General features: G+C 55.6%; 20 protein-coding genes and 1 other RNA gene. 9 read left to right on the top strand and 12 right to left on the bottom strand.

From position 1 onward, the window contains the following. Positions 1-117 precede the first annotated feature (117 nt). Entirely contained in the window at positions 118-2,268 is a 2,151-nt protein-coding gene (fdhF, locus tag HBM95_09635) for a formate dehydrogenase subunit alpha (GenBank protein ID NIH43190.1), read from the top strand. A gap of 52 nt (positions 2,269-2,320) precedes the next feature. On the opposite strand, the gene HBM95_09630 is transcribed toward fdhF, so the two are convergent. The 6 genes from HBM95_09630 to HBM95_09605 form a co-directional block, all read right to left on the bottom strand. Continuing rightward, complete coding sequence (locus HBM95_09630; protein NIH43189.1) at positions 2,321-2,968, bottom strand: response regulator transcription factor; 648 nt, start codon at positions 2,966-2,968, stop codon at positions 2,321-2,323. 48 nt (positions 2,969-3,016) lie between these two features. Continuing rightward, on the bottom strand, positions 3,017-3,529 hold the full coding sequence (locus tag HBM95_09625; protein NIH43188.1) for a type 1 fimbrial protein: 513 nt from the start codon (positions 3,527-3,529) through the stop codon (positions 3,017-3,019). An 11-nt stretch (positions 3,530-3,540) separates the two neighbouring features. Next, the gene (locus HBM95_09620; protein ID NIH43187.1) at positions 3,541-4,506 is read right to left on the bottom strand and encodes a fimbrial protein; all 966 of its coding nucleotides are present in this window, start codon (positions 4,504-4,506) and stop codon (positions 3,541-3,543) included. A 9-nt stretch (positions 4,507-4,515) separates the two neighbouring features. Continuing rightward, entirely contained in the window at positions 4,516-7,041 is a 2,526-nt protein-coding gene (locus HBM95_09615; protein ID NIH43186.1) for a fimbrial biogenesis outer membrane usher protein, read from the bottom strand. A gap of 51 nt (positions 7,042-7,092) precedes the next feature. Further along, complete coding sequence (locus HBM95_09610; GenBank protein NIH43185.1) at positions 7,093-7,770, bottom strand: molecular chaperone; 678 nt, start codon at positions 7,768-7,770, stop codon at positions 7,093-7,095. A gap of 61 nt (positions 7,771-7,831) precedes the next feature. After that, positions 7,832-8,362 carry a fimbrial protein gene (locus tag HBM95_09605; GenBank protein ID NIH43184.1) on the bottom strand — a complete coding sequence of 177 codons (531 nt, stop codon included), beginning with the start codon at positions 8,360-8,362 and terminating at the stop codon, positions 7,832-7,834. Between the two features lie 405 nt (positions 8,363-8,767). On the opposite strand from HBM95_09605, the gene HBM95_09600 reads away from it, so the two are divergent. Next, positions 8,768-9,427 carry a cyclic nucleotide-binding protein gene (locus HBM95_09600; protein NIH43183.1) on the top strand — a complete coding sequence of 220 codons (660 nt, stop codon included), beginning with the start codon at positions 8,768-8,770 and terminating at the stop codon, positions 9,425-9,427. Between the two features lie 69 nt (positions 9,428-9,496). Further along, positions 9,497-10,126: a Crp/Fnr family transcriptional regulator gene (locus HBM95_09595; GenBank protein NIH43182.1), complete on the top strand. Its 630-nt coding sequence runs from the start codon at positions 9,497-9,499 to the stop codon at positions 10,124-10,126. A gap of 50 nt (positions 10,127-10,176) precedes the next feature. Here HBM95_09595 and HBM95_09590 read toward each other — a convergent pair whose 3' ends face one another. The 3 genes from HBM95_09590 to HBM95_09580 all read right to left on the bottom strand — a co-directional run bounded on the left by HBM95_09590 (position 10,177) and on the right by HBM95_09580 (position 13,920). Further along, a complete protein-coding gene (locus HBM95_09590; GenBank protein ID NIH43181.1) occupies positions 10,177-10,371 on the bottom strand; it encodes a hypothetical protein in 195 nt (64 codons plus the stop codon). A gap of 85 nt (positions 10,372-10,456) precedes the next feature. Continuing rightward, positions 10,457-10,867: a 1,4-dihydroxy-2-naphthoyl-CoA hydrolase gene (menI, locus tag HBM95_09585; GenBank protein NIH43180.1), complete on the bottom strand. Its 411-nt coding sequence runs from the start codon at positions 10,865-10,867 to the stop codon at positions 10,457-10,459. Further along, on the bottom strand, positions 10,864-13,920 hold the full coding sequence (locus tag HBM95_09580; protein ID NIH43179.1) for an FAD-binding oxidoreductase: 3,057 nt from the start codon (positions 13,918-13,920) through the stop codon (positions 10,864-10,866). Before HBM95_09580 ends, menI begins: the two co-directional genes overlap by 4 nt. A gap of 198 nt (positions 13,921-14,118) precedes the next feature. Here HBM95_09580 and ydiK point away from each other — a divergent pair, with 198 nt between their 5' ends. Further along, entirely contained in the window at positions 14,119-15,234 is a 1,116-nt protein-coding gene (gene ydiK / locus HBM95_09575; GenBank protein ID NIH43178.1) for an AI-2E family transporter YdiK, read from the top strand. A 209-nt stretch (positions 15,235-15,443) separates the two neighbouring features. Continuing rightward, positions 15,444-15,551, top strand: an RNA gene (gene rprA, locus HBM95_09570) — antisense sRNA RprA. Positions 15,552-15,556: 5 nt separating this feature from the next. Here the strand turns inward: rprA and HBM95_09565 are convergent. From HBM95_09565 to ppsA, 3 genes are all read right to left on the bottom strand, one after another. Further along, the gene (locus HBM95_09565) at positions 15,557-17,932 is read right to left on the bottom strand and encodes a beta-glucosidase (GenBank protein NIH43177.1); all 2,376 of its coding nucleotides are present in this window, start codon (positions 17,930-17,932) and stop codon (positions 15,557-15,559) included. Between the two features lie 3 nt (positions 17,933-17,935). After that, positions 17,936-19,336, bottom strand: a complete 1,401-nt coding sequence (locus HBM95_09560; GenBank protein ID NIH43176.1) for an MFS transporter — start codon at positions 19,334-19,336, stop codon at positions 17,936-17,938. A 234-nt stretch (positions 19,337-19,570) separates the two neighbouring features. Beyond that, complete coding sequence (gene ppsA / locus HBM95_09555; GenBank protein ID NIH43175.1) at positions 19,571-21,949, bottom strand: phosphoenolpyruvate synthase; 2,379 nt, start codon at positions 21,947-21,949, stop codon at positions 19,571-19,573. A gap of 335 nt (positions 21,950-22,284) precedes the next feature. Here ppsA and ppsR point away from each other — a divergent pair, with 335 nt between their 5' ends. The 4 genes from ppsR to HBM95_09535 all read left to right on the top strand — a co-directional run bounded on the left by ppsR (position 22,285) and on the right by HBM95_09535 (position 26,745). After that, complete coding sequence (gene ppsR, locus HBM95_09550; GenBank protein ID NIH43174.1) at positions 22,285-23,118, top strand: posphoenolpyruvate synthetase regulatory kinase/phosphorylase PpsR; 834 nt, start codon at positions 22,285-22,287, stop codon at positions 23,116-23,118. A gap of 152 nt (positions 23,119-23,270) precedes the next feature. Beyond that, entirely contained in the window at positions 23,271-24,317 is a 1,047-nt protein-coding gene (aroH, locus tag HBM95_09545) for a 3-deoxy-7-phosphoheptulonate synthase AroH (protein ID NIH43173.1), read from the top strand. A gap of 184 nt (positions 24,318-24,501) precedes the next feature. Beyond that, a complete protein-coding gene (gene hemP, locus HBM95_09540) occupies positions 24,502-24,690 on the top strand; it encodes a hemin uptake protein HemP (GenBank protein NIH43172.1) in 189 nt (62 codons plus the stop codon). A gap of 72 nt (positions 24,691-24,762) precedes the next feature. Further along, on the top strand, positions 24,763-26,745 hold the full coding sequence (locus tag HBM95_09535; protein NIH43171.1) for a TonB-dependent hemoglobin/transferrin/lactoferrin family receptor: 1,983 nt from the start codon (positions 24,763-24,765) through the stop codon (positions 26,743-26,745). Positions 26,746-26,747 lie beyond the last annotated feature (2 nt).

Below are 26,747 nucleotides of genomic sequence, written 5' to 3'. Positions count from 1 at the left end.
TCTTCATAATCCCCTGTTAAATAAGCACTATAAAGATGGCATGGTTTCTGCTTACTCCCTTTTACGGGACTGGGCTTACCAGTCATTTTGCTTCATTTCTTAACAGGTCTGTTATTGATGAAAAAAATCGCCAGCGTCTGCCCTTACTGTGGTGCAGGCTGCAAATTAAACCTTGTCGTTGAGAATAACCGTATCATCCGTGCCGAAGCGGCAGAAGGGGTGACAAACCAGGGCACTTTATGCCTGAAAGGATTTTACGGCTGGGACTTCCTCAACGATACCCGCCTCCTCACCCCACGCCTGACCCAGCCAATGATCCGCTACCGTAAAGGCGAAGCATTCACTCCCGTGACCTGGGAGGAGGCTATCCGATACACCGCCCAGAAGCTCAGCAGCATTAAAGCGCAACACGGGCCGCGGTCAATCATGACTACCGGTTCATCACGCGGAACCGGCAATGAAACCAACTACGTCATGCAAAAATTTGCCCGTGCGGTGCTGCACACCAACAACGTCGACTGCTGCGCGCGCGTCTGTCACGGTCCTTCCGTGGCAGGGTTACAGGAGACCCTCGGCAACGGTGCGATGAGTAATTCCATCAACGATATTGAGCACTCTAAATGTCTGCTGGTATTCGGCTATAACTGCGCAGACTCTCACCCTATCGTCGCCCGCCGCGTGCTTAAAGCCCGTGAAAACGGCGCGAAAATCATCGTCTGCGATCCGCGCCGCATCGAAACGGCGCGCATTGCCGATCAGCACCTGCAGCTGAAAAACGGCAGCAACATGGCGCTGGTGAACGCCTTTGGCTATGTGCTGCTGGAAGAGGAGCTGTACGACAAAAACTATGTCGCGCGGTTTACGGAAGGGCTTGAGGCCTATCGTCAGACGGTGAAAGACTATGCGCCGGAGAAGGTCGAGCATCTTACCGGCATTCCCGCCCGAGACGTACGTCAGGCAATGCGCACCTTCGCGGCGGCTCCTTCCGCCACCGTAATGTGGGGAATGGGCGTGACCCAGTTTGGTCAGGCCGTCGATGTCGTCAAAGGGCTTTCCAGCCTTGCACTGCTGACCGGCAACCTGGGCCGTCCTGCCGTCGGCGTCGGCCCCGTACGCGGACAAAACAATGTTCAGGGTGCCTGTGATATGGGCGTTCTGCCGAATATGTTCCCCGGCTATCAGGATGTGACCGATCCGGCGGTCAGGCAGAAGTTCGCTGATGCCTGGGGGATTGACGTCAATAAAATGGACGATCGGGTCGGGACGCGTATTACCGAGGTGCCTCATCTGGCGCTGGAAGGCAAGGTCAAGGCCTACTACATCATGGGGGAAGATCCGCTTCAGACGGAAGCCGATCTCGGTCTCGTCCGCAGCGGTTTTGACGCCCTCGATTTTGTGGTGGTTCAGGACATCTTTATGACCAAAACGGCGGAAGTGGCGGACGTTCTGCTCCCTGCCACCTCCTGGGGCGAACACGGCGGCGTCTTTACCTGCGCCGACCGGGGTTTCCAGCGTTTTGGCAAAGCCATTGAGGCCAGCGGCAACGTGAAGCGCGACTGGGAGATCGTCAGCCTGCTCGCCACCGAGATGGGCTACCCGATGGATTATGACTCCAACCAGCAGATCTGGGACGAGATGCGCGAGCTGTGCCCTCTCTTCTATGGCGTGACGTATGAAAAAATGGGCGAGATGGGGCACGTGCAGTGGCCGTGCCCGACGCTCGATCATCCGGGAACGCCGTACCTGTACAAAAACAATCAGTTCGACACGCCAACAGGCAAGGGTCAACTGTTTGCCGCGCCGTGGCGCGCGCCGGCAGAGACGCCCGATGATGATTATCCGCTGGTACTCTGCACGGTGCGCGAGGTAGGCCACTACTCCTGCCGCTCGATGACCGGGAACTGCGCCGCGCTGCAGAGCCTGGCCGATGAGCCGGGTCGGGTGCAAATGAATCCTGCCGATGCGGACAAACTGGGCATTACTGAGGGTCAACTGGTCTGGGTACGCTCCCGCCGGGGGAAAGTAATTACCCGCGCCAGCATCAGCGAGCGCATCAACGCCGGGGCGGTCTATATGACCTATCAGTGGTGGATTGGCGCCTGCAACGAGCTAACCCAGGATAACCTCGATCCCATCTCCAAAACCCCGGAAACGAAGTACTGCGCGGTGCAGCTGGAGGCGATTGAGGACCAGCGCTGGGCGGAGGATTATGCGGCGTCGTCTTACCAGACGATGAAAACGCGGTTGATTAACGCAGTGAATGTCTGATGCATCTGCCGGGTGGTATCAGCACCACACCACCCGGCAACTACACCACGCGTTAGCTTTGCAGCTGATTATCAATTAGATAGTCACGCAACCGGTTCGGACAGGTATTCTTCTCTACCATCCGGTGGATCAAGGCCATGAGTTCAAAATCACTACGCAGGTCGAATTTCTGCATCAGCAGATATTTATGGGTAAAAATGGTTTTATCACTGGTGTTAAGCTTATCCGCAATCTGCCCTACCGATAATCCTCTGTAAAAATGCACCATAACGCGAATTTGCTGCAGCGATAATATCTTGTGCTGGCATTCATCGCAGCTTTTATTTTTCCAGCGAAAGCTGGGTAATTGGGTGCGATACCATGCGATAAACAGCGTCTCGGTCATTCTGTCAAGCGAGGTGCGCCGAGAGAGAAATATCATATCCTGATAACAGGACGGACATGCCGAGAAACGGTGCTCATCCTCGACCAGACCAACCACAATTCCTTTTTTGCGCGCCAGTAATTCAGGATAGCAGGTCAGGGTTTCCCCCTGACATAACGCGAGAAAAATAATATCGGCGGCACTAACATGTTCATGAGAAAGTTCAACGTCAAAATGGAGCGAATGCCTGAAATTATGGGTGAAGAAATCCACAAGAAAACGCTGCAATCCGTCTCTAAAAAATAAATCAGTCTCTTTAATGAGAATATTCAGCATAGCAGTTACCGCCAGCAGTCAATCATCACCATTATCTCCACGTAGCGATCAGTTGTACTGCATCGTCATGACAACAACAGCGCTGATGTTCCCCGGCGTCGCCCCGCCGGTAAAGGATGTCACCGCGGCCTGCATGGCCATCGTTGCGGTTCTGTCTGCTGCGATCGTCTGCGTAATGCTTGTCCCCGTCCCCTTTAACGCACCGGTTGCCGCCTCACTCATTGCTATCGCGACATTAGTGGCAGAACCGCTGTTCATGTAGTAATCCGCCCCCGCGACGGGATCGGGGTTACCGGTAAATGAGACCGTTACGCTGCTAGTGCCAGCCGGACACTGGGTAAACATCAGGTTAAACGGCACAGGATCGGAAGATGACCCCGGCGTAGACATGTTTGATGCCTGAATATTGCCGAGGTTAATATCCATATTGTCATTCCCTCCGTTAAATATGCAGGGCGAGGCAATAATATTTCCGGTAACGCTGACGTTAACAGCGTCCCCTGCAAAGGTATTGCAGCTTATTAACGTGGCGGCAAGCGCTGCCGCGTGCAAAATATTCATCGCGTTATCCATTACTGATACGTTAAGTCAAGGGTGGCTGATGCGTTGGCCTTGCCTGTTGAAACACTCGCCTGAGTCTGATAATAACGGGCGGTTATCGGGAACGTTTCCTGGCCACCCGCGGATTGTTTCAAAACAATTCGGTTATTTAACGCTAAAGGCGCCCCATTATATAGCAATTGTACGCCGACCCCCTTCGCCACGTCCGCGTTCCCTTGCCCAGTCAAGGCTAATACGCTGTCAGTGCTGACGTCCGGGTTTTGCATCCCCTGCAGCATGACGTTAATATTCGCATCGGCATCGCAATCAAGGCCCAGATTCTGCGTGCTTTGAGCACCAGAAGGAATGGTGCCGACAGTATTGCCAAAAGCCGATGCCGATATATCACCGATAGGAAAAGTTAAATTAGGCGTTGTTATTGCGCATGCTAATTGCGTCACTTTATTGCCAGCATAGTTAACCGTTAACGATTGAACATTATCATCACCATGAGCCGTTGCCAGTAATCCAGAGCCGATCACGCCTGACGTAATATCCCCCGTCTTTATTAACGTCACCTCCAGAGGATAAACAACGATTTTTGTCGGTATCGGAAATGAATACTGTCTGACTTTGGAAAAGTAAAAGTCTGTAGTAACAAATTGCAAACTAAGACCCACACCAGGGACATTTGTATTATAATAATTAGTTATTGACGAAGGCGTGTTGAACATACTCATTTCATAAGTAATCGTCCCCGGACCTATACAAAGATCCATATCACCACTGCCATTGGTAATAAAGCGACTGATTACCGTCCCAACGGGAGCATCACGCTGAACCGTCACGGCGGGCTGCTGTATGTTAAAGGGTGGTACTGGATTAAATCCACTGCTCCCATCAACCTTACAGTCTGCTTCAACACGCAGAGAGCATAACCATAACAGTGCCAGAAAAATGAATTGCCCATACGGCCGATATTTTTTTACTGAATACATAATTAATCCTCAACGACAATCATAAACAACGACAGGAATATTATTTGACTTATCTTTTTCATTAATCGCATAGTTAACCTGACATTGTTCTGAATTATCACTACCCCATTTAACCAATAACGTTCCGTCTGGACTTAACCCAGTCAAATAAACCTGGCCTTTATCCCCAACAATAAAACTGTTGCCGTTCTGCCCTTTGACAGTGGCGGTAGCGCCAAACGGTACCGGCTGTCCATTACGGTATTTAAGCGTCATCAACACCCGCATCCCTACATTTGCCACATAATCCGCCCTGACCACCGCACCGCGGGTCGGTATCACGGTCTTGTTGGTCAGTTCCAGCTCCACGTCATCCGGTAGCGTATCGGTCATCAGCGCCACGTCGTTCTTGCGATACGGCGTCAGGTTGCTCACTGCGGTGTAGCCACGCCAGTCGGTTTTTGCGCCGCTCTGATTCTGGATGCTCACCCCTTTCGCGCCGGGTGCTTTTATCAGCACATTGGTTTCACCCAGTGGCTGCGAGAAGGTCACCCCGTCGGCGTGGGCAAGGATCACCCCCTGCAATCCATAGTTCAGACGATCGCTGCCCTTGTCGTAACCGTACCCCGCATAGACTTCACCATACGTGCCTTTAAAATCAGCGCTGGCATTGCCGGTATATCCCACGGAATCCGTTCCGTAACCTTGCTGTACGTTCCAGCTGAGCGCGTTGTTTTCCAGCGCGGTGCCGTTAAGGCCGACGCTGTGCGTCGTGCCGTTGTTCTTGCTGGCGTTCATGCTGTAATTAGCCCAGGTACGCGGCAAGAAGGCCTCTAACGGCACGCTGACGTTCAGTGCAATCTGCTGATCCTTACCGTTGCGGGATGAACCACTGTTGCCGTCAGTACTGCCGTTTTCACTGTAGGTATAGGTGATCCCATAGCTCACGCTTTTCCAGGCGTTGTTGTACCCGGCGCTGTAAGACGCTGTGGTCCTGCCTGAATTCCAGTAATCTTCACGTACGGCGCTGAGCATGAGCGATCCCAGGTTCTGACCGATGTTCTGGCTCATCGTCAGCTCGGCCCGGTTACGACGTCGGTTCTGCAGCGCGCTGCTGTCACCATAGGAATCCAGCACCTCCTGCATTCCGTAGTAGCCGCTGGTTGAATAGCGGTAGCCCGCGATGGCGAAGTTGGTTCCCGTCTCAACAAAGTTCTTGCTGTAGCGAATGCGCCAGGACTGACCGCTACTTCCCGGCAGATTTTGTGGGGTTGACCACGCCTGAGTAACATCCGTCGAGAAGGCGCCTAAGTCGCCCATGTTTTTACCGATCCCTGCAGCCAGAGACTGATACTTGCTCGATTCCTGGAAACCGCCGTAGAGCGTCAGGCCATGCGGCAGGCCGTAGATCCCGGTCAACTGTGCGAACGGGGTTTTATCAACTTCGCTGCTATAGGATCGGTACTGGCCTGCGGTTACCGCATACTTAAAACGCCCTTCACGCTGTAATACCGGCAGTGAAGCAAAGGCCACGGTGAAGTGCTGCTCGCTGCCGTCGCTCTCTTTCACGGTAACGTCGAGGTCACCCGCGCCGCCAGTGGGGTATATATCCGTAATTTCAAACGCCCCCGGCGCCACATCGCTCTGAGCAATCTGGTAGCCATTTTGACGAATGATGACCTGTGCATTGGTGCGGGCAATACCGCGCACCACCGGAGCATAGCCTTTCAACGAGTCAGGCATCATGTCATCGTCAGAGGCCAGCTGCGCCCCCCGGAATGGAATACTGTCAAATACGTCAGCCGGAGAGGCGCTGTCGCCGGTCGTGAGCTGAGCCTTCAGCGGAACGATCGCCCGCTGCACGTAGGTGTAGACCGTGTCCCATTTGTCTTTACCGCTGCCGTCGCGGCTCCAGGTGGAATAGTTGCGGATCCGCCATGGACCGACGTTAATGCCCGGACGCAGGTTGGCGTACTGGCTGTTCGTGTTACTGCTGTTGCCGTCACGTCCCCAGCTGTTTGAGCCGCTCAGACTGTAGTTAAGCAGCGCGGCGGTGATCCCCTCGTCCCACATTTCTGGCGGCACATATCCGCGAGCCTGCGGTGACAGCGCCGCCTGTGGAATCGTAATCTCAAGGTGCTGGGCACTGAAAATAAACGCGGTTGACGCCTGCGGGATCGCCGAGAGCTTCGCACATTCGCCGCCTGAATTCAGGTCAGGAAATAGCTCGGTTTTTACCCCCCAGCTTTTAAGCTGCGCCACGCTCAGGCAGGGCTGCAAGGACGTCTCGCCTTCCGCGTTTTTTACCGCGTCAAATCTGATCTCGCGCGTGTCAACAACCTGCCCGCCGATGAGCACATCAACGCGATAGGTGCCGGGCAGTTGCGAACCGGATTCAAACGCCGAAAGATCGGCGCCTTTCATGCCAGGGTTGTCCAGTTCAATCAACTCAGGGTTAAAATACTCACCTGCATAAGCGGTCTCGGTAACCGAACCGAGTACGACAGCGATTAACAGTGCCGGATTAAATAAAACCGCCTGCTTATTATGACTAATCACGACGTTACTCCATACCGAGAATAAAGAGGGCCTCTGGCACAATACGAATTACAGGGTGGCGTTATGCACATTTCCGGTACCACCGTAATCATTAATTAACCTGAACGTTACCGAACCGCCGGTAATACCTTTCGGCAAATCAAACCGTGCGCTAGCCCCGGGAAGTACATAAGTTACGTCCTCGAGCTTTTTACCATTCACGCGGATTTCATTGAAATTCATTACCACGTTAGTTGGGTTAGTGACCTGAATCTGATTCCCGCTACGCTGCCAGGTTAATTTATCTGCCAGCTCTTCAGGAATGACCCCTTTCAGGGCCGCTGGACGATAGATCAATTTAATGCGGGTTTTTACCGCAATTTGCAGCGTATTTTCTTTTCGCGATGCCGCAGGAATAGACTTAATATTTAGCCAGTAGAGCGACTCTTTATCCTGGGCAACCGAACCTGCTAATACAATACGTTCCACGTTCTGCTGGCCTTTATCCAGGCGGTAGAGTGGTGGCGTGATAATAAAAGGTGTTTTCTCAGCACTTCCGTTTTGCGACTCTACCCACGACTGAATTAAATACGGTGCCGTGTCGGGGTTCGTGACGCTAATAGAAGACTCTTTTTTATTGCCATCATAAATAACGCGCGTCCCGCCAATGACCACACCCGCAGTGGCTTGAGAAATACCGGCTGAAAGAAACACGCAGGCAAGTAAAGTTTTACTCAGAAAATACATTTTATACCTCAATAACAAAGGGGCCAACAGACGGCCCCCCAATTGTTTCCGTCAAGAAAAATCAGTTATAGACAACGGAGAAATTAGCCACGGAATTTGCAGGACCGGCGGTTACCGTTGCTTCAGTGGAAATATACTGCGCGTAAAAATTTAGCGTATTATCCGTTGTACTGCTGAGTACATAGGAATAATTATTGCTGCTGTGTAACGGCAGATCGGCCTTATCCGCTGACATCAGGTTAATCGCCACCCCTGTTGCCGCCCCTGCCACCGACGAATCAATTGCCAGAAGGTTGGCATTGGTTGGATCCGGCGTGCCGTCGAAACGGACTTTTGCGCTGGTAACCGTAACCGGACAGTTTTTCAGTACAATATCAAATCGTGTTGCAGCCGTTCTGGAACCCGTAACCGGGAATTCCGTTTTATTATAATCGCCCAGCACCACCACCTGGTTCTGCGAAGCCACATCTACATCGCAGGCAGAATCAAGAATATTACCGTTAAAATTAACGGTACCTGCCGCTGCGAATGCATTTGTCATGGTCAGTACAGAACTGGCTGCAAACATTGCCATCATTAATTGCTTTTTCATAATGCTCTACCCTGTATCACTTTATTTATTACTGAGATTCATGCAGTAGAAAGCCGATAAAAACCCTGAAGGTTTTTATTCTCCAATAAACGGCTTAAGTATTTTCTTACTGCCTGGTTAAAATTTATATAATTCTTTTCACCAGGACAACGGTTATATGGTCTAGCTGTAGACTCAGATTTAACAAAAAAGAAACATTCATTTTTGACAATTCTTATCACGTATTGCTTCAGGTCTATTAATAGACTTAAATAAATTCTCTCTAGCATTCAAACAGTTAGATAGAAAAAGCTCCCCGGTCTACTTTTAGACCTCTGCAGAATGTTCCCTGAGTTATTAATTTTTAAGATAATTCTCTTCGCAGATCAAAAAATGATCACACAAGCAGTCGATGTGAGGTATCTTATGAATACACGTTTAACCACCCCGCTGAATAATCAGCCGTCATCCGCTCTGGATTTAAAACCGTTATTCCATATAGACACGCTGATTAACCATGTGGTCCCGGCAGCGAAGAGAATGATCATCGCCCGGGGTGAAACGGTTCATTATTATAAAGATGATGTACGGCAGTGCTTTTTGCTTATCCAGGGCAGCGTGGCGCTTCATCGCCGCGGTGACGGTATTGTATTAAACTCTGAGTCAGCGCCTTTTATTCTGGGCGTGAGCAGTCAATTCTCCTCTGAGCATCTTTACGTCAGGGCGCTGGAAACCGCGGAAATCGCCCGCGTGCCCCTGGAAAGCTTTAACCAGATTGTGTCGCAGCATGATTTATGGGAGCACTTTTCAAAGCTGCTTATTTATACCGCCTCGCGGGTATACGAACATTGCGCGCAAATATCGCAAATGTCTGCCTACGATATCATCCGGTTCCAGCTTGTTGAGCTGATGCAGGAGCCGGACGCCATACGGCACAATACGACGGCGGCAGCCTACATCAAAAGCCGGACGTATCTTTCACGTAGCGGAATTATGCGTATTCTGTCGGAACTGCGGACCGGCAAGTACATCACCATGGAGCGCGGTGTGCTGCGTGAAATTCACCATCTGCCACGTAAATATTGATTGCCACCGTGCCTGTATCAGCGAGAGACGCTATAATTAGCCAGGTTATTCTTAAGGTTACCGGCTACCATGTCCCTTCCAGAAACGTCTCACCGCGGCTCACCTTACGCACAAGAGCTTATTTCACACTTACAGCCTGATTGCACAACGCGACGCACCGCTCGCGGCGAGCGGCTTGACCTCCAGATCAACGGTCAGGGAATGTGCTATTTAATTCTTGAGGGGACGGTCGCTATCTACAGAAGAAGCGACGATATGATGCTGTCTACGGCCCGCAGCCCCGCCGTGTTCGGCCTCGCTAACCTCACCGATATCTATTTTAATGATTATATCAAGACGGTTAGCCCGTGCCTGATTGGCACGCTCTCCACCGCGCGGGTGAATGAGATTATTAAAGATAAGGCGCTGTGGGGGCTGCTCTCGAAGCAACTCATGTTTGTGTATAGCCGTCTTTATAACAATGTAATGCCGCAGGGCGCCCCGACGGCGTATGAGATGATTCGCCAGCAGCTGATAAAGCTGATGGAGGAAGATGAGAGCTATCGCAGCAGCGTGACGGCGGAAAGGTATATCCGGGAGAAAACCCAGCTCTCCCGCAGCGGCGTAATGCGTATTCTGGCGGATTTAAAAACCGGCGGATTTATCGAAATCGAAGAAGGCCGACTCATCAGGATCAACAAGCTTCCTGCCCGATACTGAATTCCGGACACAAAAAAGGCCGCAGTCGCGGCCTTTTCAACAACACTCGCTCAATGGACGTGAACGCCCAACCGCCAGGCAAAGTAGATCTCTTCTTTCAGCTCATTCGAAGAGAGCGCCAGCAAATCCGTGAATTCCAGCTCAAGCTGTTTCAGCTTTTTCAGGTACTGCGCCGGAGACAGGTTGCTCTTATCGCGACGTAAATATTCAATTGCCAGCTGTGTTGGGGTTATTTCAGTATCCATGATGTCCTCGCTTATGTACAAATCCTGACCAGTATATCACAACGTTCTGGCTAGTTTTTGACCAAAGCCAATTCATCTGAAAACTTTACACGACTGCCGTCGTCAGCCGCGACGAGCAGCACAGGCGATCCTGCTCATCAAGAATATCAATCTGCCACACCTGGTGGCGGCTACCGGCGTGCAGAGCGCGGCAAATACCGCGCACGCGTCCGCTACGCACCGAGCGAATATGGTTAGCATTCACCTCAAGCCCGACCACCTTCTGCTCGCCTTCGGTGCAGAGATACCCCGCGACAGAGCCCAGGGTTTCCGCCAGCACGACGGAGGCCCCGCCGTGCAACAGACCAAACGGCTGGTGGGTGCGGCTATCGACAGGCATCGTCGCCTCCAGATCGTCTTCCCCGATGCGGGTGAACTGGATATCCAGCAGCCCCACCATATTCCCCTCGCCCATGGCGTTCAGCGCCTGCAGCGTCACGGCACGTTTCCAGATCATCCAATTATCTCCAGTAAAGCCTGCAATGGGTGGCGTACGCCGTTACCTTCTACCCGCTTGACCTGGCTGCGGCAGGAGTAGCCCGTCGCCAGGCAGCGGTTGCGCGGTAAACGCTGCATCGCCTGATGCCAGGACAACTCATAGATGCCGAGCGAGTTGGCGTGATTTTTCACTTCGTGGCCGTAGGTACCAGCCATCCCGCAGCAGCCCACGCTGACGCTCTCCAGCTTCGCGCCGAAACGCGCAAAAATAGCGGCCCACTGCGCCGGGGCCCCCGGCAGCGCCGTCACTTCGGTACAGTGGCCGAACAGATACCACGGTTCACCGCCAGCCTCCTGAACGGTCTTCTCTTCCAGGGCCGACGGCAGCCACTCGTGCACCAGCATCACGTGGAAATCGCCCCGCTTCTCACCCAGCGTCTGTTTGTATTCATCGCGATAGCAAAGCACCAGCGCCGGATCGACGCCGACCATCGGTATTCCGAGTTGCGCCACGCGATTCAGGAAGTCAGACGTTTTCTGCGCTGTCTTCGCAAATCGGTTCAGGAAACCCTTGATGTGCTGCGCCTTGCCGTTAGGCGAGAACGGCAGCACCACCGGCTGGTAACCCACTTTCTCCGCCAGACGGACGAAATCGGCCACGACCTGGGCGTCGTAGTAACTGGTAAACGGATCCTGGACCACCAGCACCACGTTCGCTTTTTGCTCAGGGGTAAGCGCTTCGAGCTGCTCCAGGGTCATGTTTGCCGAGCGATGGCCGACGAGCTGGCGCTGCAGAGACGGCACCGACAGCGGCGGCAGATCGACCATGCCGATGTGTTTTTCGGAAAGCTTGCGCACCAGCGGCTGGTTGATAAAGAAGTTGAAGGTCTTCGGCGCGCGCGCCATCAGCGGCGCATAGCTTTCCACCGTCGCCACCAGATGGTCGCGCACCGGGCGCAGGTAGCGGGTGTGGTAAAGCTGCAGGAAGCGCGAGCGGAATTCCGGCACGTCGATTTTAATCGGGCACTGGGTAGAGCAGGCTTTACAGGCCAGGCAGCCGGACATCGCCTCTTTCACCTCATGGGAGAAATCATATTCGCCCTTGTTGGCATGCCAGCTGTTGCGGGTGCGCTCAATCAGCGAGCGCAGGCTGGCCCGTTTTTCCGGCAGCTCCTGCTCCAGCTTCAGGGGATCGACGCCGCGATCCGCAAGCAGACGCAGCCACTCGCGTACCAGCGTCGCCCGCCCTTTCGGCGAGTGAATACGGTTGCTGGTGATTTTCATTGACGGGCACATCGGGCTTTTCGCGTCGAAGTTAAAGCACAGGCCGTTGCCGTTACACTCCATCGCGCCGCGCCAGGACGAGCGCACCGCAATCGGAATCTGTCTGTCGTAGGTGCCGCGCTTGACGGCATCCACCTGGAGCATTGGCGCGTCCACGCCTTCTGGCGGGCAGATTTTCCCCGGGTTAAGGCGGTTATCCGGGTCAAATGCCGCTTTCACCTTACGCAGTTCCGCGTAGAGCTGCTCCCCGAAGAAGGCCGGGCTGTATTCCGCGCGGAATCCTTTCCCGTGCTCTCCCCACAGCAGACCGCCGTATTTGGCGGTCAAGGCCACCACGTCGTCGGAGATCTGCTTCATCAGGATCTCCTGCTGCGGGTCGCACATGTCCAGCGCCGGACGCACGTGCAGCACCCCGGCATCCACGTGGCCGAACATGCCATAGCTCAGGCCGTGGCTGTCCAGCAGGGCGCGAAACTCAACGATATAATCCGCCAGATGTTCAGGCGGCACGCAGGTATCTTCGGCAAAAGGAATGGGCTTCGCCGCCCCTTTCGCATTGCCGAGCAGGCCCACGGCTTTTTTACGCATGGCGTAAATACGTTCGATACCGGCCAGATCGTTACAGAGCTGCCAGCCGATCACACCGCCTTCTCCCTGCGCAATCAGCTCATCCAGACGCTGGCAGAGCGTGGTGACCTGGCGTTCAATCAGCTCCGCATCATCGCCGGCAAATTCCACAATATTGAGACCGAGCATCTCTTTATCCGGCACGTCGGTAATGAGGTCACTAACGGAGTGCCAGACGATATCTTCCCGGGCCAGATTGAGCACCTTCGAGTCGACGGTTTCCACCGACAGCGCCTGCGCTTTCACCATAAACGGCGCATTGCGCAGCGCGGAGTCGAAGGAGTCATATTTGACGTTCACCAGACGACGCACCTTCGGCAGGCGGGTGATATCCAGCCGCGCCTCGGTAATAAACGCCAGCGTCCCTTCGGAGCCGGTCAGCACGCGGGTTAAATCAAACTGCGTCAGGTCGTCATTAAACACGTGGCGCAGGTCGTAGCCCGTTAAAAAGCGGTTCAGTTTGGGGAATTTGTCGAGAATAAGCTGGCGGTTGTCGCGGCAGCGTTCCAGCACGGTACGGTAGATGCGCCCGCTGGCGGTGTTATCTTTGCCCAGCGTTTCCGCCAGTTCAACCGGCATCGGCTGGGTATCAAGGATGTCGCCGCCCAGCAGCACCGCACGCACACCCAGCACGTGATCGGAGGTTTTACCGTAGACCAGCGAGCCCTGGCCGGAAGCATCAGTATTGATCATTCCACCAATGGTCGCGCGGTTGCTGGTGGAGAGCTCAGGGGCAAAAAAGTAGCCGTAAGGCTTGAGATACTGATTAAGCTGATCTTTGATGACGCCCGCTTCGACCCGCACCCACCCCTCTTCAGGGTTGATCTCAATGATGCGGTTCATATAGCGCGACATATCAATAATTATGCCCTGGTTCAGCGCCTGACCATTGGTCCCGGTGCCACCGCCGCGCGGCGTGAAGACCAGAGAGGCAAAGCGCTCCTGCGTTGCCAGCCGGGCGATAAGCGCCACATCGGCCGTAGATCGAGGGAAAACGACGGCATCGGGAAGAAGCTGGTAGATACTGTTATCGGTTGCCATCGTCAGCCTGTCGGCATAGTTCGTGGCGGTATCACCTGTAAAACCCTGTTGCTCCAGTGCCTGCAAAAAATTAAGCACCAGCTGAACGACGCCAGGTGCCTGAGAAATCTGTGGGATCATTACTGTCGACCCTAATTAGAGTTGTGGGAATCGTTTGCGTGTATCTTAAAAGTTTTATCACATTTTTTTCTTATAATCTCTGCTGAATTACAGGCAGAATTCGCCTGTCAAAAATCGCTGATATCACTAATGATTAGAGAGATGCGGTTTACGTTCCCGCCAGCCCGGCTGGCGTTCATTTAAGGAAATGTTTCGTTTATGGTCAATCTTCGTCAGCCCAGGGATGTTGCGCAAATTCTGCTGTCGGTGCTGTTCTTAGCCCTCATGATTATTGCGTGTCTGTGGATTGTTCAACCCTTTATTCTCGGCTTTGCGTGGGCCGCGACCGTTGTCGTCGCAACCTGGCCTCTTTTATTACGCCTGCAGAAGCTGCTGTTTGGCCGCCGCGGCTTAGCCGTGCTGGTCATGACGCTGCTGCTGTTCCTGCTGTTTATTATTCCGATTGCCCTGCTGGTTAACAGCCTTGTCGACTCCAGCGGCCCGGTGATCCGCGCCGTGACCAGCGGCGACCTGACGCTGCCGGATCTTGCCTGGCTGAACAGCATTCCGGTCGTGGGCGCTAAACTCTACAGCGGCTGGCATAGCCTGCTGGAGATGGGTGGCAGCGCGCTGATGGCGAAAGTGCGTCCGTATATTGGCACCACCACCACCTGGTTTGTCGGTCAGGCCGCGCATATCGGCCGCTTTATGATGCACTGTACCCTGATGCTGGTCTTCAGCGCCCTGCTTTACTGGCGCGGTGAGCAGGTGGCTTTAGGCGTTCGTCACTTTGCCACCCGCCTGGCGGGAAAACGGGGCGATGCCGCGGTACTGCTGGCCGCGCAGGCCGTGCGCGCGGTCGCCCTGGGCGTCGTGGTGACGGCGCTGGTGCAGGCGGTGCTGGGCGGTATCGGCCTGGCGATTTCCGGCGTACCGTACGCCACCGTCTTTACCGTGGTCATGTTGATGACCTGCCTTGCGCAACTGGGGCCGCTGCTGGTGCTGGTTCCGAGTATTATCTGGCTCTACTGGACGGGTGATACCACGTGGGGGACGGTTCTGCTGGTCTGGAGCTGCGTGGTCGGCACCATGGATAACGTGATTCGCCCCATCCTCATCCGTATGGGTGCAGACCTGCCGCTGATCCTGATACTCTCCGGCGTTATCGGCGGGTTGATTGCCTTCGGGATGATCGGTCTGTTCATTGGCCCGGTGCTGCTCGCCGTCACCTGGCGCCTGTTCTCCGCCTGGGTTCATGAAGTGCCGCCGCCGGGAACCGACCCGGACGTGATTCTGAGCGAGCTGGAAGAGCTGGAAGAGAAGAACACGCAGTAAGCCTTTTGGCCGGGTGGCGCTAACGCGCACCCGGTCTACATTACCCTCATCAACACTTAAGCATTACTAAACTATTTATTCGTCACTCACTGGTCAGACCCGCTATTTCAACAGTAAGTCCGCTATTATCCTCAAGAAATCTTTACGTCTCTTTAACTATTGAGACGAATCTGATCGACGCTAAATAACACAATGCCTACTATTAGCTCACGGTTATAAATCAACACCTTGGTTTATAAGCATGGAAATCCCCTGAGTGAAACAACGAATTGCTGTGTGTAGTCTTTGCCCATCTCCCACGATGGGCTTTTTTTTATCCTGACTACGCGCGCTTCACGTCACAGCGACTGAGCATTCGCCATTCAGCAGGCAGAACCCGCGTCTCTCCGGTTACGTTGACCGTCACGACCTCGCGGATATCCGCCGACGATGCGCCAATCTGCAGTTCAAACTCGCCAGGCTCAACAATGCGTTTCCCGTCACGACGGGTGAAGTTGAACATCTCAACCGGCAGCGTGAAGGTGAGCGTGGCGGTTTCGCCCGGCGAGAGCGTGACGCGCTGGAAGGCCTTCAGCTCCTGAAGCGGGCGCACCTGGGTAGCGACCCTGTCCCGCACGTAGACCTGCACGACTTCACTCCCGCTGAGCTCGCCGGTATTGGTGATATCCACACTCAGCGTCACCTCACCGTCGACCGGCACGCGGCTTTCAGCGACGCGGGCAGCGCCCCAGCTAAACTGCGTCCAGCCAAGGCCAAAACCAAACGGATAACGCGCACCGAAATGGAACGCAAACGGCGTGCCGCCGCTTTTCAGCTTGTGGTTGTAGTAGTACGGCATCGCCCCGGCGCTTTTCGGCACGCTGACAACCAGCCGCCCCTGCGGCTCCGCGCGACCGGTCAGCACATCGGCAATCGCCCAGCCCCCTTCCTGCCCCGGCGCCCAGGCCATCATCAGCGCGGCAACCTTGTCCTCCAGCCCCTGAAGGTTGTACGGGCGCCCGCCGGTCATCACGACAATCACCGGTTTGCCGGTGGCGACCAGGGCGTCCAGCAGCTGTTGCTGCACGCCGGGCAGATTCAGAGAATCGGTATCAGATCCTTCCCCGACCGTGCCACTCTGGAACAGTCCGGCGAGATCGCCCACGCAGGCCACCACCACGTCACTCTCCTGCGCGGCGTTGACCGCCTCGGGGATAAGTGCCGTGCTTTGCGACACGGGAGACTGCTGCATCGGCTTGCCGCCGCTGTCGCCGGGGAAGACCGGCGCGCCCGCCATCCGTTTTTCGATAATGTGGCACCCTTTTGCATAGCGCACGTTCGATGCCCCCAGGTACTGCTCCAGCGCCGCGCGCGGGGTCGTCACCTGCGAGGTTTCCTCAACCATATCGCTGATGATCAAATGCACCGGGAAGCTGTAGCCGCTAAGTAACGCCAGCGGATCGTCTGCCGTCGGCCCCACCACCGCCACGCGGGGCTTACCGTTCAGCGGCAGAATGCCGTCGTTTTCCAGAAGCGTGATCGATTTGGTCGCTACCTCCCGCGCGACCTCTCGGGTCATCTCATTTTGCAGATCGATACCGTTTTCATCGGCATACGGGTTCTCAAACAGGCCGAGGCGGAATTTTTCGGTCAGCGTACGCGCTACGATCTCATCCACCTTCGTCATGGAAATCAATCCACGCTCAACGGCATCTGCCAGATGGCTCGCGCAGTCGTCTTTCGGCAGCTCAACGTCCAGCCCGGCGTTAAAGGCCAGCGCAGCGGACTCCGCTGCGTCGTGGGAAATCCCGTGATGCTGGTGCAGCAGGCTGACGCCGCCGTAGTCCGCGACAATAATGCCGTCGAAGCCCCACTGTTCACGCAGGACGGTGGTCAGCAGGAAGCTGTCGCTGTGCCCCGGCTGGTTATCGATATCGTGGTAGGCGGGCATGACCGAACCGGCGTTTGCCAGCTTAACCGCCATTTCAAACGGCAGCAGGAAGGTGTCGTTCAGCTCGCTGAAGCCGAGATGAACCGGGGCGTGGTTACGCGCCCCTTCGCTGAACGAGTGGCCCACGTAATGCTTGAGCGTCGCCAGCAGATCGCGCTTATCGCCCTGTAAGCCTTTCACGTAGGCGGTGGCCATCACCCCCACCAGCCAGGGATCTTCCCCGAAGGTCTCTTCGGTTCGCCCCCAGCGCACGTCGCGGGAAACGTCCAGCACCGGGGCCAGCCCCTGCTGGCAGCCGACGGAACGCGCCTCTTTACCAATCTGCTCTGCCGCGCGCTGCACCAGTTCAGGGTCCCAGGTGGAGCCGTAGTTCAGCGACGACGGGAACAGCGTGGCGTCTTTGCACAGCAGCCCCACCAGGCACTCTTCATGGAACAATGCCGGAATGCCAAGACGCGTCTCCTCCATCATCATGCGCTGCAGGCGGTTAGCGGCGCGCACGCCGGTTTTCGCATCAACGATGTGGGTGCCCAGCGGGCGCGTAATTTGCCCGACGCCCAGCTTCAGCCGTTCGCTGAGTGCAGCCTGCTGGCTCACGCCAGCGAACTCATCGCTGAGATCGCTGCGCTCGCGGTGGTTACCGTTTTCATCGAGGATCAGCCAGTACGCATGCATCTGGGCGAACTTCTCTTCCGGGGTCATACGCGCCAGTAAATCGGCGACGCGCTCGTGTACGGGACGTCCCGCGTCCTTATAGATAGCAGTCATATTTTACTCCTGTAGTGCGGAAGGGGTTGCCGGGCTGAGCTGCCCCGCGTCGGGTCTTACCTCACGCTTGCTCGCCAGTTCCCGGGCGATGGAATCCACCAGCCGGCTGTTGAGCTTGTAGATGGAAAGCAGCGCCACCATGCAAAGGAACAGCGCGCACGGAATAAGGGTGAACAGCGCGTTGATGGTGGAGAGCACGTGCGGCGCCTGGGCTGCCTGGCCCGGGGCGTAATCCACCATGCCGAGCACCCAGCCGACCACCGCCCCGCCCAGCGCCAGCCCAAACTTGATGGCAAACAGCGCGGTGGAGAAGACCAGCCCGTCCAGACGGCGGCCGCTGCGGTGCTCTTCGTAGTCGACCACATCTGAGAACATGGTCCACTGCAGCGGCGTGGTGAGGTTTTGTACAAAGCTAAAGACAATGTTGAGGCCAAAAATCAGCCACACCTGAGAAGGCGGCAGGAAGAAAATCAGCGCGCCGAAGATGACGAAGGAAATAATCGTCCACTGATAGGCGCGGACGCGGTCAAATTTCCCCAGCAGCCGTTCAGATAATAATGCGCCGCTTAAGGAGGCCACCATGCCGGAAACAATAAAGGCAAAAACCAGCTCCGGGCGCAACAGCACATAGTTGACGTAATACATGGTGGCAGAGCCGCGCGTCACCACCGCCGTTAACAGCAAAATATTAAACAGGAAGACAATACGCCACTGGCTGTTCCCGGCCAGCAGTTTTAAATCGGTTAGCATGGAGCCGGAGGTATCATTGCGTGGGGAATAACGCTCGCGGGTCATCAGGAAACAGCAGAAAAAAAGCACAATCCCCAGCAGCCCCATCAGGCTCATGGCGTAGAAATAGCCTTTCTGCACGTTGCCCTGTCCTAACAATGAGACCAGCGGCAAGGCGATAACCGTTACGATCAGCCCGCCGATAAACGACAGGCCAAAACGCCAGGACTGCAGGGAGTGGCGCTCGCGCGGATCCAGCGTCAGCGCCCCCGGCATGGCGCAGTAAGGCACGTTAATGGCGGAGTAAATCAGACTTAAAATCGCGTAGGTCGCGCAGGCATAAACAATTTTTGCCGTCGGCCCGACGTCCGGTACGTAGAAGGTGATAAGGCAACTTACACCAAAGGGAATAGCAAACCACAGCAGCCAGGGACGGAAACGGCCGTGACGCGTCTGCGTGCGGTCAACCAGCGCGCCAATGCACGGGTCGACAAACGCATCGACCACGCGCACCACTAAAAACATGGTGCCCATAATGGCAGCGGGTAAACCGAAAACGTCGGTATAGAAATAAGCAAGAAATAACGTGGCCGTTTGCCAGACCAGCGCGCTGGCCATATCGCCTAAGCCATAACCTATTTTATCTTTGGTACGCAATACAGAGGAAAGTGTCATTGTTATTTGCCTTTTTATCAGGTTAAAACGTATTTCAACCAGTTGCGCATCTTCCGAAGGGAAATGCGCAGTAAGGCTCAAGTATTAGCAACGCTTTGCGCACTAACAATTGTCTTAATTAACAGACAAATTATGATATTTGGTTTTTTAGTTTATTTGTGATGGGGAGCAAATTAGCGGTGAAATAAAAAAGGCGAGGAATAATATCCTCGCCTTTTTCCGATCGTGATGTCGTTACTTGTTCAGTTCTGCCAGGCTCAGCCAGGTTTGCACCACGGTGTCCGGGTTCAGGGACAGGCTATCGATCCCCTCCTCCATCAGCCAGGCGGCAAAGTCTTCATGGTCAGATGGACCCTGACCACAAATGCCGACGTATTTACCCTGCTTCTTCGCCGCGCGGATGGACATGGAGAGCAGCGCTTTCACCGCCTCGTTACGCTCGTCAAACAGCTCGGAAACCACGCCGGAGTCGCGGTCCAGGCCCAGCGTCAGCTGCGTCATGTCGTTCGAGCCGATAGAGAAGCCGTCGAAGTGCTCCAGGAACTGCTCGGCCAGCAGGGCGTTGGACGGGATCTCGCACATCATGATGATCTTCAGCCCGTTTTCACCGCGCTTCAGCCCCTGACGCGCCAGCTCGTCCACCACCGCTTTCGCCTGATCCACGGTACGCACGAACGGGATCATGATTTCGACGTTGGTCAGCCCCATGTCGTTGCGCACGCGTTTCACCGCCTCACACTCCAGCGCGAAGCAGTCGCGGAAGCTGTCGGACACGTAGCGTCCGGCGCCGCGGAAGCCCAGCATCGGGTTCTCTTCTTCCGGCTCGTAGCGCTCGCCGCCCACCAGGTTGGCGTATTCGTTTGACTTGAAGTCAGACAGACGCACAATCACGCGTTTCGGGTAGAACGCTGCGCCCAGCGTGGCGATCCCTTCGGTCAGACGGCCGACGTAGAACTCTTTCGGCGAGTCGTAGCCTTTCATCATCTCGCGGATTTCGTTCTGCAGCTTCGGATCCTGATCGTCAAACTCCAGCAGCGCGCGCGGGTGAACGCCGATCATACGGTTGATGATGAACTCCAGACGCGCCAGGCCAACGCCTTCGTTCGGCAGGCAGGCGAAGTCAAACGCACGGTCCGGATTGCCGACATTCATCATGATCTTCAGCGGCAGGTCCGGCATGGTATCCACGCTGGAGCTCTTCACGCTGAAGTCGAGAATATCGGCATACACGTAGCCGGTATCGCCTTCGGCACAGGAGACGGTCACGTTCTGCCCGTCCTTCATGCGCTCGGTGGCATCACCGCAGCCGACAACCGCAGGAATACCCAGCTCGCGGGCAATGATCGCCGCGTGACAGGTACGACCGCCGCGGTTGGTGACGATGGCCGCGGCTTTCTTCATGATCGGTTCCCAGTCCGGGTCGGTCATATCGGTCACCAGCACGTCGCCTGGCTCAATGCGGTTCATCTCGCTGATGTCGTGGATCACTTTGACCGGGCCGGCACCGATGCGGTGACCGATGGCACGGCCTTCCGCCACGATTTTACCCTGCGCGTGCAGCGTATAACGCTCCATCACCTGACCGCGTGAGCGGACGGTTTCCGGGCGCGCCTGAACGATGAAGAGCTTGCCGGTGTTCCCGTCTTTCGCCCATTCGATGTCCATCGGACGGCCGTAGTGTTTTTCTATCTGCACCGCCTGCTTCGCCAGTTCCTGCACTTCGGCGTCGGTCAGGGAGAAGCGGTCGCGCTGCTCCTGCGGTACATCTTCAATTTTAACCTGCTTGCCATGCTCCTGGGTCGGGGCATAGATCATGCGGATTTTTTTCGAGCCCATGGTGCGGCGCACCACCGCCGGACGGCCAGCGGCCAGCGTAGGCTTGTGGACGTAGAACTCGTCAGGGTTAACCGCGCCCTGCACCACCATCTCACCCAGACCCCACGCGGAGGTGATGAACACCACCTGGTCGAAGCCGGATTCGGTATCAATGGAGAACATCACGCCGGAGGAGCCAACGTCGGAGCGCACCATACGCTGCACGCCCGCGGAGAGCGCCACGCCGCGATGGTCGTAGCCCTGGTGCACGCGATAGGAGATGGCGCGGTCGTTGAACAGGGAGGCAAACACGTGCTTCACCGCCACCAGCACGGCATCGTAGCCCTGAACGTTCAGGAAAGTTTCCTGCTGTCCGGCAAACGAGGCGTCCGGCATGTCTTCTGCGGTCGCGGAAGAACGCACGGCAAAGGAAGCCTGCGCATCGTCAGCGGAGAGCTGGTTGTAGGCGTCGTGGATGGCTTTTTCCAGTTCCGGCTGGAAAGGTGTGTCGATGATCCACTGGCGGATCTGCGCCCCGGCTTTTGCAAGCTCGGTGACGTCATCAATATCCGTTTTATCCAGCAGGTCGTAAATGCGCTGGTTTACACCGCTCTGGTCTAAAAACAGGTTAAACGCGTCGGCGGTCGTGGCAAACCCGTTTGGTACGGAGACACCCATACCGGACAGATTTGTAATCATTTCACCCAGGGAGGCATTTTTGCCCCCAACTCTGTCTACATCATTCATGCCGAGTTGGTTATACCAAAGCACCAGCGGTGACGAGCCATTGTTGGACATCGAAACAATCCTTTTGTGATATTTGATCGGAGTAAGTAACACCTGACTACGTATTTATACTGGCATAATTATTTGCGCTAAAAAAACGGTGAATCGTGTAAGCAATTTAAATTTTCAACTTTTCGGATAGTTTCCCACCAGCCAATAACCCGATGATTCCTTTATATTCAGCCAGAAACCCCAAAAATAAAGTCGCTATTTGAAAAATGAAATCCGCTTTTCAGGAAAATCAAAAACAGCGTTTCATTTATAATTAGGATAAGTTCTTTGCTGTGTAATTACCTTTTTTAATTTATGCTTTCAGACAATTACGTATGATATTCAGGGTGGGTAAAATGGATAATGCTGTCGATCGTCACGTTTTTTATATTTCTGATGGTACGGCGATCACCGCCGAGGTGCTGGGCCACGCGGTGATGTCGCAATTCCCCGTTTCGATCAACAGCATCACGCTGCCGTTTGTGGAAAATGAGAGTCGCGCCAAAGCGGTGAAGGATCAGATCGATGCCATCTACCAGCAGACCGGCGTGCGCCCGCTGGTGTTCTACTCCATCGTGATTCCCGAAATTCGCCACATCATTCTGCAAAGTGAGGGCTTCTGCCAGGATATCGTGCAGGCGCTGGTGGCTCCGCTCCAGAGCGAACTGAAGCTTGACCCGACGCCTATCGCGCACCGCACCCACGGGCTGAACCCCGGCAACCTGACCAAATACGATGCGCGTATCGCCGCCATCGACTACACCCTGGCGCACGACGACGGGATTTCGCTGCGCAATCTCGACCAGGCCCAGGTGATTTTGCTCGGGGTGTCGCGCTGCGGCAAAACGCCAACCAGCCTCTATCTGGCGATGCAGTTCGGCATCCGCGCCGCAAACTACCCGTTTATCGCTGATGACATGGATAACCTGGTGCTGCCCGCTGCTCTTAAGCCGCTGCAGCACAAGCTGTTCGGCCTGACGATTAACCCGGAACGCCTGGCGGCGATCCGCGAAGAGCGCCGCGAGAACAGCCGCTACGCCTCGATGCGCCAGTGCCGCATGGAGGTTTCCGAAGTAGAGGCGCTGTACCGCAAAAACCAGATCCCGTGGCTGAACAGCACCAACTATTCGGTTGAAGAGATCGCCACCAAAATTCTCGACATCATGGGACTTAACCGCCGAATGTACTAACAAGCTAGTACATTAGCTCGGATTCATGTATCATCCATTTCAACAGCGGGGCGGTGTCGCCCCGAACTTGAAATCAGCAGGGATTGGTTTAATGTGATGCCCATCACTTCCCGGTAGTCTGCCGATGAAGCAAAAATTTTCTGAGACAAGTCATGAATAAAACCGATGAACTCCGCACGGCGCGCATAGACAGCCTGGTCACCCCGGCTGAACTGGCCGAGCGGCACCCCGTTTCCGCCACGGTCGCGGAACATGTGACGGCCTCCCGCCGCCGCATTGAAAAAATCCTCAATGGTGAAGACAGGCGTCTTCTGGTGGTGATTGGCCCCTGCTCCATCCACGATTTGGATGCGGCAATGGACTATGCAAAACGCCTTCAGGGGCTGCGGGATAAATACCAGCATCGCCTTGAGATTGTGATGCGCACCTACTTTGAAAAACCGCGTACCGTGGTGGGCTGGAAAGGGCTGATTTCCGACCCTGACCTTAACGGCAGCTATCGCGTGAACCACGGCATCGAACTGGCGCGCAAGCTGCTGTTGCAGGTCAACGAGCTGGGCGTGCCGACGGCCACCGAATTTCTCGATATGGTGACCGGGCAGTTTATCGCCGATCTGATCAGCTGGGGCGCGATTGGCGCGCGGACCACCGAAAGCCAGATCCACCGCGAGATGGCCTCCGCCCTCTCCTGTCCGGTCGGCTTTAAAAACGGGACCGACGGCAATACCCGTATCGCGGTAGATGCGATCCGCGCCTCGCGTGCCAGCCACATGTTCCTGTCGCCGGACAAAAGCGGTCATATGACCATCTACCAGACCAGCGGTAACCCGTACGGGCATATCATTATGCGCGGCGGGAAGAAGCCCAATTACCATGCAGAAGATATTGCGGCGGCCTGTGAAACGCTGGCCGAGTTCGACCTGCCGGAACACCTGGTGGTGGATTTCAGCCACGGCAACTGCCAGAAGCAGCATCGCCGCCAGCTGGACGTCTGCGATGAGATCTGTCAGCAGATCCGCAGCGGCTCGACTGCCGTTGCCGGGATTATGGCCGAAAGCTTCATCAAGGAAGGCACGCAGAAAATCATTGCCGGCCAGCAGATGGTGTACGGCCAGTCGATCACCGATCCGTGCCTGAGCTGGGAAGACAGCGAGCTGCTGCTGGAGAAGCTGGCAGCTGCGGTTGATTCTCGCTTCTGATGTTATTGTCGGGTGGCGCCCTTCTCCCTCTCCCTTAGGGAGAGGGTTGGGGTGAGGGAATCAGGCCGCACCTCGCCCCCTGAATTTGATCCCGTCACACAATTTTCACAAAAACGCTTGCCGTGAATTTGCAGTTTATTGATAATGATTATCATTGTTACATTGATTGTTATTTATAAACATGATGTCACCTACGGATAACAGCGCGGCAACGCCAGCAAAAACACACACAGCACCGTCCCCGGCCCCTGGCGATCGCCGCATCGACAGCAAAACTCTGCTGGGTGATGAGGGCCGGGTGATTATCGAGCATGACGGCCAGCACTACCTGCTGCGCCAGACGAATGCCGGAAAATTGATCCTCACAAAATAAACTAAAACCTTCGCCAGCCACCCAGGTCATCCCCAGGCAGCCAGCGCTTTCGATACTTTATGGAGAGTTGCTATGCCACACCTGCACACCGCACGTTTACGCCCGTCCCTTCTGGCGCTGGCGATTGTCAGCACCCTGCCGGGCGTCGCGTTTGCTGCCGCAGATGAAATAACCGTCACCGCCACAGGCAACGCCCGTAGCGCCTTCGAAGCCCCGATGATGGTGAGCGTGATTGACGCCACCGCCCCGGAAAAACAGACCGCCAGCTCTGCCGCCGATCTGCTGCGCAACGTCCCCGGCCTGACGCTTGACGGCACCGGCCGCACCAACGGTCAGGACGTTAACCTGCGCGGCTACGACCGTCGCGGCGTGTTGGTACTGGTTGACGGTGTGCGCCAGGGAACCGATACCGGCCACCTGAACAGCACCTTCCTCGATCCCGCGCTCATCAAACGTATCGAGGTGGTGCGCGGCCCGTCGGCCTTGCTCTACGGCAGCGGCGCGCTGGGCGGCGTGATTTCCTATGACACCGTCGACGCCAAAGACCTGCTGGAGCCGGGTAAAAACAGCGGTTATCGCGTGTTTGGTACCGGTGCAACGGGTGACCACAGCCTAGGCCTGGGGGCCAGCGCCTATGGCCGCACCGATACCCTGGACGGCCTGGTGTCGTGGTCCAGCCGCGACCGCGATGATATCCGCCAGAGCGACGGTGCAACGGCGCCGAACGACGAATCCATTAATAACATGCTGGCGAAAGGCAGCTGGAAAATCGACCCGGCTCAGACGTTGAGTGGCGCCCTGCGCTACTACAACAACGCCGCACAGGAGCCGAAAAACCCGCAAACATCAGATGCCAACAGCAGCAACCCGATGACCGACCGCTCCACCATCCAGCGAGATGCGCAGGTTGGCTACCGCATTGCGCCGGAAGGGTACGACTGGCTGAACGCCGATGCGAAGGTTTACTGGTCTGAAGCGCGCATTAATGCCCAGAACATCGACAGCACCGGCGAGTTCCGCAAGCAGACCACCAAAGGCGGCAAGGTGGAAAACCGTTCCCGCCTGTTCAGCGACTCCTTTGCATCTCACCTTCTGACCTACGGCGGAGAATACTATCGCCAGGAGCAGCGTCCGGGCGGTGCCACGACCGGCTTCCCGGAGGCGAAAATCGACTTTAGCTCCGGCTGGCTGCAGGATGAGATCACCCTGCGCGATCTGCCCGTTACCCTTCTGGGCGGCACGCGCTATGACAACTATCGCGGCAGCAGCGATGGCTACGATGACGTCAATGCCGATAAGTGGTCTTCCCGGGCGGGGTTAACCGTCAGCCCCACCGACTGGCTGATGCTGTTCGGCTCTTACGCGCAGGCCTTCCGCGCGCCTACCATGGGTGAAATGTATAACGACGCTAAACACTTCTCCATCGGCCGGTTCTACACCAACTACTGGGTGCCTAACCCGAACCTGCGCCCGGAAACCAACGAAACGCAGGAGTTTGGTTTTGGCCTGCGCTTTGACGATCTGATGCTCGCCAACGATGCGCTGGAGTTCAAGGCCAGCTATTTCGATACCAAAGCGAAAGACTACATCTCCACCACCGTCAACTTCGCCGCGGCGACCACCATGTCGTACAACGTTCCAGACGCCAAAATATGGGGCTGGGACGTAATGGCAAAATATTCGGCCGATCTGTTTAACCTTGACGTGGCCTATAACCGCACGCGCGGGAAAGATACCAATACCGGGGAGTACATCTCCAGCATCAACCCGGACACCGTCACCAGCAGGCTGGACGTTCCGGTGGCGCAAAGCGGGTTCTCCGTCGGCTGGATCGGCACTTTTGCCGATCGCTCAACTCACGTCAGCAGCAGCTACAGCAAGCAGCCGGGCTATGCGGTCAACGATTTTTACGTCAGCTATAAGGGCCAGGAGAAGCTCAAGGGCGTCACCACCACGCTGGTGCTGGGCAACGCCTTTGACAAAGCGTACTGGTCACCTCAGGGCATTCCGCAGGACGGGCGTAACGGCAAGATTTTCGTAAGCTATCAGTGGTAATT

It is taken from the genome of Enterobacter asburiae, from assembly GCA_011754535.1.
GTDB lineage: Bacteria > Pseudomonadota > Gammaproteobacteria > Enterobacterales > Enterobacteriaceae > Enterobacter > Enterobacter cloacae_N.
The sequence above is the reverse complement of the archived record's forward strand: the minus strand, read 5'-3'. Positions and strand labels throughout refer to the sequence as shown.